Raw genomic sequence first — 13,261 nt, 5'->3', positions numbered from 1 at the left:
GTATAATTTTATTACTATGTTTAACTACCATATGTATACTGGTTAATTATTTTTCACGAAGAGAGATGGGAATGTACAAGGCTAACTTGGCAAAGATTTCCATTGAAGGTTGTATAGCAATAAAAAGGCTTTGATCTGTCGTTTGTAGTTGTATTGTTTTCTAATTTTACGGTCGTGGTCCAGAAGGTCCATCATACGAACAACTTCAATTCAACGTCTCTGTTGTATAATAATGTCCAACAAATTTGACTTGCAATGCATTATGATTTGTACCGGATTTCGGTAGATAAAGTTTTTCTTGTATTATTTTTTACTATTTACGGTTAGTTTTTTTGCCAATCAGGGTTTTTTATTTGGAAAGATATATTGAAACTGTTTGTATAATTGAATTAAAGAAAACAAGAGTGCAACAGGGAGTAAATTGTTAAGATTCAATCAAGCCTCACGGTAATCCCATTTTGTGAAATATTTACGTTTTTTTAAAAGGTAACTTGAGTAATTTCTATTCTTTTCAAAATAGTATAGTTAAATGATCATATGGTCAACTATATATTTGGAAAGATTTATTATTATTGGTTGAAAAAAAATAGTATGAATCGATTGATTTTATTTTTTTTGTTAGGTATTAATTCAAATGTATTGGCGCAGAATAATGCTATTTTGGTAAACAAGAATGTTCAAGGGAAGGCCGACGAGCGCTGGAACCTGGGTAGATTTGTTTGGAGTCATACACATCAATTATCCTCCCAGCTTGGGAAACCGATACTTGATTTTAATGCTATTGATAATTGGGTGAGTTTTCCGGTTGGTAAAAACGTAACTATTAGTCCGGATGGACAATATATTGCATACGGTGTTTCGACTAACAGATTAGGTGAGGTTGACAGTATTGTGCTGCAATCAACCATAAGTGGATGGCGGCAATCATTAGGTGGATCAGTTAATGGTTTTTTTTCTGCAGATAGCAAGCTGTACTTCTGTCAGGATAAAGAAGAGCTTTGTTTTATGGCCTTGGGCAACGACAGGCCCCGCAAGGTGAAGGATGTTTTAAGTTACCATGTTCCGCTGAATGGTAACTTGTCTGGTAAAAATGAGTGGATAGCATACCAATTAAAAAATAAGGACGTGGTTTTGCAAAACCTGCTAACCGGCATTGAAAAGCGTTTTTCGGGAGTTGTCGATTATGGTTTTGATAGAACCGGCAAATGTCTGGCTTATCAGTTAAGTAATGATAAAGAGTTGGTAGTTTATTGTTTAAGCACAGGAATCGCTTATCGGTTTTCATTTGTAATTGGTTATAGATTTAGTGTTAGCGGGAGTGCATTATCACTTATAATCTCAAACTCATCAACTAATCAAAGTGGTTTACTGTATGTGGATTTGTCTGATGGAAAGGCCATTCCAATATGGCAAGCGAGTAGTAATAATAGTACGATAAGTGATTTGCAATTGGACGACAGTGGTAAACAGTTGGTTTTTGTGGTGCAAGACAGTTCAAAGAAAAACTCAATATGGTACTGGCGGGTAGGTTTGGAAAAAGCGGAAATGTTGTTAAAGGACAATTCAATCGGAATCGAGGATGGGTTATTGATACAAGGAATGGCTTCTTTTACAGATAATAACCAATATATCCAGTTTTCGTTAGCACCACTCACAAAAGAAAAGAAAGTAACAGATCCTGATGCTGTTCAGGTTGATGTGTGGAGCTACATGGATACCATTCTTCAATCGACCCAACCTTACCTGCTCGATAAGGCTGTAAAGTTTACTGCCGTGCTAAATCCAGAGAACATGAAGGTTATTCAATTGGAAAGCGAGAACGAAAAGATAATAACCCGAGGTATATCAGGTGATGTTGCCGTTGTGCAAACCATATCCAATAATGACCGTTTTTGGGAAAGGGAGAGCGGTAATAATAAAACATTTGTGGTATCGCTTAAAGATGGTAGCCGCAAGTCATTAACTGAGAAAGTTGGAGCTCCCAGCGTACAATTTTCGCCCAACGGTGAATATCTGGTTTTCTTTAATGGGGATAAGATCGGTAATTATTTTAGTTACAATCTGCGTAGTGGGAAGCTGGTTAATATATCAGGAAGAGTTCCCTCTGTTCAATTCGGAGTACGAAGTGAAGATACAAATCGGACATATAATACGGTAGATCGAATGATAGGTTGGCTGGAAGATGAAGGATGTGTGTTAGTAGCTGATAATTATGATATCTGGCAACTTGATCTTTATGGGAATAAGCCACCGGTAAATTGCACCAATGGCTATGGCCGGCAACATAATATCATAATACGGGTAAGTGGTGAAGGAAAGATGGGGATTTACAAGAGTAAAGACACCCTGTTACTAAAAGCATTTAACCGGCAAAGCAAGTTCAATGGCTATTATCGCATGGTCTTGGGAGTGCCAGGTAAGCCAGAAAAGTTATACATGGGGCCATGCTTTATGGAAAATCTGAATGGTATCGGTGGGTCAGGGAGTGGAATGTATCCCGTGAAAGCAGCCGATGCAAATATCTGGATCGTACAACGGCAAACAGCTACTGAAGCACCTAATTATTATGTGACTAAGGATTTTAAAAATTATCATCCATTAACTCACTTGCAACCGCAAAAAAACTATAACTGGTTTACAACAGAATTGCATTCTTATAAACATTTAGATGGTATAATGGGGCAGGGGGTATTATACAAGCCGGAAAATTTTGATTCCACAAAAAAATACCCGGTGATTATAACATTTTACGCATCTTTATCTGATCAGCTTTATCAATTTCTTCCCCCGAATTATATAAGCTCACCAGTTATATTTGCAAAGCCCGCTTGGATGGTGAGTCATGGATACTTAGTATTTGTACCAGATATACGTTTCATCCCGGGGAACTGGGGGCTTAGCACCATGAACAGTATTGAGGGGGCAGCCCGTTATCTTAAAACCCTTTCCTATGTTGATGGGGAGCATATGGGCGCGGCAGGGCATAGCAATTCAGGAAGATTTGGGTACTATTTGTTTACGCATTCTAATTCTTTTGCTGCTATGTCTATCGGAGCAGGTACTACTAATATTATAAATCTTTCGTTGTCCCTTGCGCGTGATAACTTAGGTAGCAGGTTAGAATGGGGAGAGCTTGATTCTTATGGGACTGGGCTAGGTAATCTTTGGTTGAATAAAATTTCCTGGATGGATCATACATCAGTTTTATCTGCAGATAAGGTAGTATCACCATTGCTTCAATTTCACAGTAAGAAGGATGGAGCACCAGTGGAACAGGCAGTTCAAATGTATATTGCGTTGCGCCGTCTTGAAAAGCCAGTTTGGTGGTTGCAGTATGATGAAGAAGGCCATACCATAGGTAAGGTAAAAGATTTACGGGATTTTACAATTAGATACACTCAGTTTTTTGATCATTACCTGAAGAATGCACCTGCACCGCGTTGGATGACTGAAGGTATACCTTACAAACTAAAAGGGATTGAGAGCCGTTTTGAACTGGATTCAAAAAGTTATTGTAGGAAAAAATGCTCAGTTTGCAAAAAAAATAACATGGAGTAAAAATATTGTCCTTCTAATCATTCTTATTGAGGTTTTAGAAATTTGCAATGTGAATAAACTAACTTTGAATAATGCTTTTTGAATAGCCTTACTCTGAGATTAAGGCAGCCAACTAATATTGTATTTTTAAGCTGGCTGCTTTGATTAATAATTACTCTTTTTAAACATATTTGTATTGGTTATTGATTTGCCTTGAAGTACGATGAAAAAGTACAAGTTCTATTTTCGCAGGGGATACCGTTATAAGTTGTGTAACAATAAAATGGATTTGGGTTAGCCTCTGTAGTAGTATGGTTTTCTAATACTATGTTTGTACAAGTTATTGCCTTTGGATTCCATAGAGGGCCATACGAACAGGATAGAACGAACAAGAAAGTATTCGGGGTTGTTGTACAATACCTTTCGACAAATTTTGTTTTAAAAGCCAGTGCGCCACCAATAATAGCAATAAGGGTAAGGGAAAGAGCATGAATTTTATTTTTTTCATAATTAAGTGATTTTTAATCAAAAAGCTAAATTTGGTTTTGAATTCCTTAATTGGAATATGCGTCTGATGCAGCGGATTATCCTGAAGTAGAGTTGTAAAGCTTATGGCCGATTTTAATTTGATAGCAACAGAATTTAAATTATTGTAAACATCTACTTCTGGTAGCATTTATTCGTTATAAGGAATTAATAATGTTTTCTTTAAAAATTTTCTACGAAGTACGATGAAAAAGTACAAGTCCTGTTTTGACATGGACTGCCGTTTGCAGTAGTATAACAATAAAAGGGTTTATCCGGATTGTCTGTAGTTGTAGAGTTTTCCAGCATTACATCTGTACAAGTAATTGGTCGTGGCGCACCAGTAGGGCCATTATACGAACATGTTCCATTTAATGTAGTTGTAGTACAATATTCTTCCCTGAATTTAGCTTTAGAAGCCAGTGAACCACTTATAATACCAATAAGAGTGAGGGAAAACAGCATGGATTTTATTTTTTTCATAATTTAAGTGCTTTTTTATCAAAAAGCTAAATTTTGGTTTTGGAATTCCGCTTAAGCGGGATATGTATTTTCTCGATTGGCCTAGTCTCATCATTTCATACTTTTTGTAAAATCTTCTTTATAGGTTTTCAATGATTTAAGTAGTCATATGCAATCTACAATTAGTATATCCTAATAAAAAGTCCTTTTTGATCATAATTTGCAATATATGGTCATAAGTTGATCTTGTTGCTATCATACATGGTAGAGTTGTAAAACTATGGATTGTTATTCTGGCATTTTCTATTCTTAATCCCATTAATATTTATTTGAAATAAGATTTATTATTTTTTAGCGGTTAGTTTTCTAAAAATTCAGGGTTTATATCAGTGAGATTTTACTAAAAGAACGCTTTCATAATTAATGATGAGAATGGTTTGCATTAAGATTTAAAGAATTCTAAAGGATCAGCCTATAATAACTATGCTTTATATGAAAATAATATTGTTTTTAATAATGTCTATATTTTGGTTGGAGAATTTATTTGCACAATCTGAATCTTCTACCACAGCCTCGGCACTTGATCGGCAAGTTGTTAATATAGTTAATATAATTGACCAAACTACTTCGAAAAATATAACCAGGCAAGGTATTCAATGGGAGGAAAACTCAAGTTGGGAAGAAATTAAAACTAAAGCGCTAAAGGATAATAAGTATATTTTTCTGGATTGTTTTACTACATGGTGTGGTCCATGTAAGATGATGGATGCACAAGTGTACTCGAATGAAACTGTAGGCAATTACTTTAATCAAAACTTTATATCAGTTAAAGTTCAAATGGATAGAACAAAAAATGATGATGAACAAGTTCGGCGCTGGTATGATGCCGCAAAATCTATTAGTATACAATATCATATAGAGGCATATCCAACTTTTGTTTTCCTTTCACCAAACGGCACTGTTTTAGATCAACAAATGGGGTTTAAAACAGTAAAGGAATTTATTTCTATTGCAGAGCAGGCTGTAAAACCTGGAAGAGTATACATGAATCCTTATAAGGAGTATGAGCAGTTAATGGCTACACATAAGAAAGGCGAAAGGAATTATGATAAATATCCTTTAATGATAAATACGGCTTTTAAATTAGGAGATACTGTTTATAATGAACTTATGAAGGAGCTAAGCAAATACATGGCAACTCTAAAACGTGAAGATAGATATACAAAGGATAGAATTGAGGTATGGAAGGATTTAATTCCTGCAAGTACAACCCGAATTTTTAGTTTTTTTTATGAGGATGGGGATATGATTGATAAAGTGATGAACGAAAAAGGTTATTCTGAAAAGGTGGTTGATAAGACTATACAGGCAGAAATGGTAATGTCTTTTTATGTCGAGCAAAACAAGAACCCCAAAATTGTTTTGTCAGGAATGTATATGGGAGGCGGTTCGCCGCAACCCATCGACTATAGTGAGGCTGACTGGAATAAATTGGAGCGTCTGATTCTGAAAAAATATGGTGCTTCTTTTGCAAAAAGAAATGTATTGACAGCAAAATTGGAATGGTATGCCCGTCATAACAATTTAAAGCAATACGTAAAGTATGGGATACTTAAATTGAATAAATATCCACCTGATATAAAGAGTCGTGAAGACGGATTTATGGTTAATCATTATTGTTGGATCGCTTTCTTGGCTTCAACAGAGAAAAGATTACTAGAGAAATATAGTAAATGGATGGAGAAATATGTTAAAAAATATCCAGACCCTTATTATGGGTGGATTGATACTTACGCAAATTTATTGTATAAATGTGGAAGAAAAGAAGAAGCCATTTTTTGGGAGAAAAGAGCATCAGAGCTAACACAAGGAAAGAAATTTGCATCCATAATAGAACAGATGATGCGCGGTGAACCTACTTATGTGAAAGAAGGCGCCATCTGGACAAGTAATTGAGAATTTTTTGTTGCCGTAGGGCTGTTAAAGTTTTTTCTTTTTTGCGGTTAGATTTCCTGCTACTTAAGGTTTTACTTAAACAGACAATACCAAAAATAGTAACTCATGACTGATAAGGCAGGTGACATATCTATGTTGATTCGGAAGCATTTACTGGGCGAATTGACCGGGGAAGAAAGAAGTATAATGAACAGTTGGATCAGTGAATCGGATGAAAACAGGAAGGTTTTTAATGAACTTACCAATGAAGAGGGATTGCAACGTGCTTTGCAGGATCTGTATCAGTTTCAACAAACGCATAATATAAATCAACCCGCATCTGTTGTTGATCTGTACCATGCCAAAACTAAGTGGTTAAAATATATAGCTGTTGTCGCAAGTGCAATAGCAGTGGTATGCATGGTATGGTTATTAGTTATTAATAATCGGAGGGATAAACGACCGGCTGTTACCGAGACAGCAACAAAAAAAACAAACCAGGATATTGCACCGGGGGGTAATAAAGCGGTGCTGACTCTGGCCGATGGTTCCAATATTGTTTTAGACAATATTGCGAACGGGACAATCAGCAAGCAGGGGAGCACTAACGTGGTAAAGCAGGCAGATGGAGAATTGGCATATAATACGTCTCAATCTACATCCCCTAGTAGCCACTCGCCACTAGCTACTAGCTATAATACCGTGACTACCCCACGAGGCGGACAATACCAGCTCACTTTGCCCGATGGAAGCAAAGTATGGTTGAATGCCGCCAGTTCATTGAAATTTCCCGTGAGTTTTTCAGGGAAAGAGCGCGTGGTACAGTTGACCGGTGAGGCCTATTTTGAAGTAGCCCATGTAACGATGCCGGGAAGTGCAGAAAGAATGCCTTTTGAAGTGGAGGTGAATAATGGGATGAAGGTAGAGGTACTGGGTACGCATTTTAATGTCATGGCTTATGAAGATGAAAAAGAATCAAAGACCACCCTATTGCAAGGTAAGGTGAAAGTAATAGTGAAAACACCGGCTTCGGTTCTTCTGAAACCCGGACAACAAGCTTTGTTAACAAAGGCCAATGAAAAAGTACGGGTAGATAAAGACGCTAATGTAGAAGAGGCAGTGGCCTGGAAAAATGGCAAATTTAAATTCGTACGTACCGATCTGAAAACAGTGATGCGGCAATTGGCGCGATGGTACGATGTACAGGTAGAATATGATAAAAACCTGCCGGAGAAATTTTTTACCGGTGAAATCCCCCGCCGGTTGAATGCCTCGGAAGTGTTAAGTGTAATAGAGTTTGCAGGCGTTCACTGCCGTATTGAAGGAAAAAAAATAATTGTGATACCATAGTAGTACCCTATTTATACTCCCCATGTTGGGTGGGAGGTTAGAGGTTGCACTTATCTATATCCCTTAACCAATGCATTTACTTCACAATGCGGTTAGCTATGAAAAGCCCTTGGTGAAGAGCAAAGAGGGCTTTTCATTTTGCCAAAGATACTCCACAAAAAGTTTGGCCTTTAGGCTAAGCCAATCCCTAAGACAACCAACGCGCATATTTTCAATCTGCTACATCTACTTATCCGATCAACCATTAAACCGTGAGCGGTTAACAAAATAAAAACCGTTCCGTGAATCAGACGGAACGGCTAATATTTGGGTTAACCCAATGAACAAATTTCTCTGCTAGAAACTGCTTTATTGTTAAACCCAAACTATTCCAAAGTTATGGAAATAACTGCTTATTGTCACCGGTTGGCCGTTTTCGCAGCAATGAAACAAAGTCAACGGGTGCTAACCAAAAAAATGCTGATGGTTATGAAACTGACTGCCATCATTCTATTAGCCGCCTTTTTACATGTAAGCGCCCGTGGGTTATCACAGATGCTCACAATTACGCTTAAAAATGCTCCGCTCGAGAAAGTCTTCAGCGAAATTCAAAAACAAACTGGTTATTCCTTCTTTTACGAAGACGGCTTGTTAAAGAATGCCAAGCCGGTCGACATAACAGTTGTAAAAGCCAGTATAGTTCAAGTGCTGGATATATGTTTTGCCAACCAGCCATTTACCTATAAAATAGTAAATAACGCAATATCTGTTAAAAAGAAAGAGCTGGCTATAGAATCAGCCATGCAATTGCCACCTGCTTCGAGCGACCCAGTTACCATAAGTGGTAAAGTTACAGATCCACAAGGTAATCCATTAGTCGGCGCCAATGTGAAAGTGAAAGGAACCAACATTGGTACAACTACTGATAATCAGGGCCGGTTCACCCTGGATAATCTTGATGAAAATGCGATTTTGGAAATTTCGTTTGTTGGTCATGATCCTCAAACATTTCAAATTAAGGGCAAACCTTTTTTAACTATTTCGTTAAACCAAAAGCAGTCGATATTGGATGAAACGGTAGTGATTGCATATGGTACTAGTTCACGGCGTGTCACAACCGGTAATATAGCAACGGTGAAGGCGGCGGATATTGAAAAGCAACCTGTGCAGAACCCTTTGTTGTCTTTACAAGGCAGGGTCCCAGGTATTGAAATCAGGCAACTATCAGGTATGAATGGTGGAGGAGTTACAGTGCGAATACAGGGGCGCAACAGTTTTAGGTTTAACGGTCTCGAACCATTCATCGTAATAGATGGAGTGCCCTATCCATACCAACAGTTCACTACACCTTCGCCATCTCCAATGGAAACAATAGTGCAAGGGGGCAGTCCATTAAATTACATTAATCCAGCCGATATTGAGTCAATAGAAATTCTCAAGGATGCTGATGCAACGGCAATTTATGGAAGTAGAGCTGGTAATGGTGCGATTTTAATTACTACCAAAAAAGGGAAAGCGGGCAAGACCAAGATGAGTATTAATGTTCAGCAAGGCTGGGGAAAAATTATCCGGCGAGCAGATATGATGAATACTAAGCAATATCTGGATATGCGTAATGAGGCATTAAAAAATGATGGTTTGAAACCATCATCTGTTCCAAATGCAACCGCTCCTAATTTGTATGCGCCTGATCTCACTATATGGGATACTACAAGATATACAGATTGGCAAAAGGAATTAATTGGCGAAACAGCTAAATATACTAACATTAACACAAGTATTTCTGGAGGAACCTCTGCCGTACAATATTTGATTGGAGCTACCTATAACCGACAAACAACGGTGTTTCCGGGTGATTTTGATGATAAAAAGTCAGGGCTTCATTTTACTTTAAACAGTTCTTCTGTTAATTCAAAATTCCGGGTCCAATTGTCTGGTAATTACATGTATAACCAAAATCATTTGCCTGGTGTTGATCTTACACAAAGCGCCGTGTTGTTAGAACCGAATGCACCACCATTATATAATGAAAACGGTACACTAAACTGGGCCCCTAATGCAGCAGGCAGGAGTACTTGGATCAACCCATTGGCAACCACTTATAGTCGAGATTTTACAAATGACACTAAGAACCTTGTTACTAATGTTAACCTTTCTTATAGCATTTTTCCTGGTTTGGATATAGGTAGCAGCTTGGGATATACGAATTTACAAAATGATCTGTATATGCCTTCACGAGTGGAACGTACTCCGCCAGAAGATAGAGCAACAAGTAACAGGATTTCACAATTTGGGAAAAGAAATATGAGCAGTTGGGTAATTGAGCCCCAGCTAACCTATAAACGAAATATAGGTAATATAAAAATGGAAGGGCTATTCGGTGCCTCCTGGCAAAAGAGTAACAATGAATTCTTACAAGTAACAGGTTTCGGATACTCGAATGATCAATTAATGAAATCCCCGTTGGCAGCAACTACTAAAACTATATCTGCAGCCGGATCAGCTCAGTACAAGTATAATGCTGTTTTTGGTCGGCTCAATGGTAACTGGAGTGATAGGTATTTAATGAATCTTACTTTAAGGCGGGATGGTAGTAGCCGCTTCGGCGACAAAAACAAATTTCATAATTTTGGAAGTATCGGATTAGGTTGGATATTTAGTGAAGAGCGTTTTATTAAACAAAGAATGCCTTTTCTTAGTTTTGGGAAATTGCGCGGTAGTTTAGGAACAACCGGTAATGACCAAATTGGTGATTATGCATATATAAGTACGTATTCCATTAGTAACCTCCCTATTCCATATCAAAATGGAACTGGCCTACAGGTTTTAAGTTTACCAAACCCGCAACTGCAATGGGAAGAAACACTTAAATGGCAAGGGGGGATTGATCTTGGTTTTATAAAGGATCGCATTATTTTAGGTGTTGTTTATGCGCAAAACAGATCTTCAAATCAAATTATATTAAATGTTTTACCTTCTATAACTGGTTTTTCAGGCGTTACTCAAAATATTGAAGCCACAATACGTAATTTAAGTTGGGAGTTTACATTAAACACAGTGAACATCAAGGGAAGAAATTTTACATGGACTAGTAACATAAATTTGACTATACCTCAGAATAGAGTTGTTAAATTTCCTGGTATAGAAAAGACAGCTTTTGTTTCTGGTGATTATGGAGTTATTATTGGTCATCCGGTTGATGTACTTAAATTATATCGATATGCTAGTGTTGATCCAGCTTCTGGTAAATATATGGTATTTGATAAATCTGGTAATCCAACTTTTGATCCGGACTATGAGGCAGACAGAACTGCCCTTGTTTCTAATGTTTCTAAATTCTATGGAGGATTTTTAAATAGTATCAGTTTTAAGAGATTTCAACTTGATTTTCTTTTTCAATTTGTAAATCAAAATGGGATACGAGACTTTTTCTATTGGAATGGTAGTACTGTGCCGGGTCGGTTTTCAAGTGGAATTAGTAACCAGCCGATATCAGTGCTGAATCGATGGCAGAAGCAGCAGGATAATAAACCAATTGGACGGTTTACAAATAATATAGGTAACCTTCCAATGTGGCCGGTGGAAAGTGATGTTTATTATATGTCTGATGCTTCATATATAAGACTGAAGAATTTATCTCTTAGCTGGCAATTACCGCCACAATGGCTGCAAAAAGCAAAATTGCAGGGTTGCCTTTTGTATTTTCGCGGAGAAAATCTCGTAACTATTACAAATTATTCAGGAATGGATCCTGAGACGCAGAGTAGTACAACAATGCCTCCCTTGCAGATGTGGACAGTGGGAATAAAACTTGACTTATAAAAATACTTATTGTCATTTTTATTTGGATTATGACTGTAACTATTTAAAATGATTGCCATGATTTTAAGATTTATAAAAATAAAAGCAAGTATGCCTAAGGATATAACTTGGATTATGTTTATTCTTATATTTCCTCTATTTATACTTCAAAGCGCTTGCAAAAAATTTGTTGAGGTACCGCCGCCTGCCGGCATCATAACTGAAAATTCGGTTTATACTACAAATGCAACGGCTACTTCTGTATTGACTGCGTTATATGGGGCAATGAATAGTAGTCTCATTCAAGGCGGAGGGAGCATTTCTTTCTTTGCTGGTCTTAGTGCAGATGAATATACGTTGAATGGAGGAATTACTATAGCTAGCTATTTAAGTTATTATAAGAATGCATTATCTCAAATAGACCCAACAAAGGCCACAGGAGCTGAGCACTGGTCTCCGCTTTATAACTTTGTATTTAAATGTAATGCCGCTATAGAGGGTTTAAATGCTTCATCTGGCCTAACACCAATAGTCAAAGCACAATTATTGGGAGAATCAAAGTTCTTGCGAGCTTTTTTTTATTTTTATCTTGTAAATGAATTTGGTGATGTCCCCTTAGCTTTAACTGCTGATCCAATAGTCAATACGTTTCTTTCCCGGTCACCCAGAGAAGAGGTTTACAAACAGATTATTCTTGATCTACAAGATGCCATTAGTCTGTTAAGTGAAACTTATGTAGATGTAACTTTATTAAGTTCAACTGTAGAAAGAACGCGTCCCAATAAATGGGCCGCCATAGCCTTGCTGTCAAGAGTTTATTTGTATTCCAACGATTATGCCAAGGCAGAAGAACAGGCTTCTGCTGTTATTAGTAATACAACCTTGTTTGATCTATTACCAAATTTAAATGATGTTTACATAAAAAACAGCCGTGAAGCTATATGGCAACTGCAGCCTACTTCCTTAGCATTCAATACTATTGACGCACAATTGTTAATAATTCCACCAGCAGGGCCTTCTACCGGAAATTCTGGTGCCAATCCCATTTATTTGAGTAAACAGTTGCTTCAAAGTTTTGAAGCTGGCGATAAACGGGCTGAATATGGTAATTGGGTAGATACAACGATTTATAAACTCACTGCCACAAAGAATGATACGGTATCATATCCTAATAAGTACAAGATCAATCTTCCTAATCCAACAATAACCGCAACTACAAATACTTTGAATATGAAGGAGTATTTTATGGTATTAAGAATTGGGGAACAGTATTTGATTAGGGCCGAGGCAAGAGCGCATCAAGGGAAAATTGGAGGGGCTCAAGTTGATCTAAATGCCATTAGAGCGAGAGCTGGACTACCCAATACTGCTGCTAATGATAAATCTACATTGCTTTCAGCAATTCTTCATGAAAGACAGGTAGAATTATTTTCTGAATGGGGGCATCGTTGGTTTGATCTGATACGTACTGAGAAAATTGATGAAATAATGAAGATAGTAACGCCTTTAAAAGCTAATGGGGGTGCCTGGCAAAGCTATAAACAGTTGTATCCTTTGCCAATGATAGAATTACAGAAAGCTCCCAATATATGGCAGAACGAGGGATACAACTAATGTAAATAGTAATGCGCCATTATTAGATGAGAGCCTAAGCCAAGGGAGTTTTCGGCTG

General features: G+C 37.4%; 6 protein-coding genes. 5 read left to right on the top strand and 1 reads right to left on the bottom strand.

From position 1 onward, the window contains the following. The first annotated feature begins 591 nt into the window (after positions 1-591). Positions 592-3,558 (top strand): alpha/beta hydrolase family protein, encoded by a 2,967-nt coding sequence (locus FAM09_RS13455; RefSeq protein WP_166437132.1) that lies wholly within the window; start codon positions 592-594, stop codon positions 3,556-3,558. A 687-nt stretch (positions 3,559-4,245) separates the two neighbouring features. On the opposite strand, the gene FAM09_RS13450 is transcribed toward FAM09_RS13455, so the two are convergent. Beyond that, positions 4,246-4,545: a hypothetical protein gene (locus FAM09_RS13450; protein ID WP_136577635.1), complete on the bottom strand. Its 300-nt coding sequence runs from the start codon at positions 4,543-4,545 to the stop codon at positions 4,246-4,248. A 471-nt stretch (positions 4,546-5,016) separates the two neighbouring features. On the opposite strand from FAM09_RS13450, the gene FAM09_RS13445 reads away from it, so the two are divergent. The 4 genes from FAM09_RS13445 to FAM09_RS13430 all read left to right on the top strand — a co-directional run bounded on the left by FAM09_RS13445 (position 5,017) and on the right by FAM09_RS13430 (position 13,203). Further along, positions 5,017-6,480 carry a thioredoxin family protein gene (locus FAM09_RS13445; RefSeq protein ID WP_166437131.1) on the top strand — a complete coding sequence of 488 codons (1,464 nt, stop codon included), beginning with the start codon at positions 5,017-5,019 and terminating at the stop codon, positions 6,478-6,480. 105 nt (positions 6,481-6,585) lie between these two features. Then, entirely contained in the window at positions 6,586-7,809 is a 1,224-nt protein-coding gene (locus FAM09_RS13440) for a FecR family protein (RefSeq protein WP_136577633.1), read from the top strand. Between the two features lie 378 nt (positions 7,810-8,187). Then, positions 8,188-11,610, top strand: coding sequence for a SusC/RagA family TonB-linked outer membrane protein (locus tag FAM09_RS13435; RefSeq protein WP_136577632.1), 3,423 nt, complete (start codon positions 8,188-8,190; stop codon positions 11,608-11,610). Positions 11,611-11,658: 48 nt separating this feature from the next. Then, a complete protein-coding gene (locus FAM09_RS13430; RefSeq protein ID WP_136577631.1) occupies positions 11,659-13,203 on the top strand; it encodes a RagB/SusD family nutrient uptake outer membrane protein in 1,545 nt (514 codons plus the stop codon). Positions 13,204-13,261 lie beyond the last annotated feature (58 nt).

Origin of the sequence: Niastella caeni (genome assembly GCF_004834005.1) — a bacterium.
In the GTDB taxonomy this organism is placed as follows: domain Bacteria; phylum Bacteroidota; class Bacteroidia; order Chitinophagales; family Chitinophagaceae; genus Niastella; species Niastella caeni.
This window is presented reverse-complemented; position numbering and strand designations above follow the sequence as displayed.

Coding starts and splice junctions, on each gene's coding strand:
- FAM09_RS13445 (WP_166437131.1), top strand. CDS start 5,017: ATGAAAATAATATTGTTTTTAATAATGTCTATATTTTGGTTGGAGAAT.
- FAM09_RS13430 (WP_136577631.1), top strand. CDS start 11,659: ATGATTGCCATGATTTTAAGATTTATAAAAATAAAAGCAAGTATGCCT.
- FAM09_RS13450 (WP_136577635.1), bottom strand. CDS start 4,545: ATGAAAAAAATAAAATCCATGCTGTTTTCCCTCACTCTTATTGGTATT.
- FAM09_RS13455 (WP_166437132.1), top strand. CDS start 592: ATGAATCGATTGATTTTATTTTTTTTGTTAGGTATTAATTCAAATGTA.
- FAM09_RS13440 (WP_136577633.1), top strand. CDS start 6,586: ATGACTGATAAGGCAGGTGACATATCTATGTTGATTCGGAAGCATTTA.
- FAM09_RS13435 (WP_136577632.1), top strand. CDS start 8,188: ATGGAAATAACTGCTTATTGTCACCGGTTGGCCGTTTTCGCAGCAATG.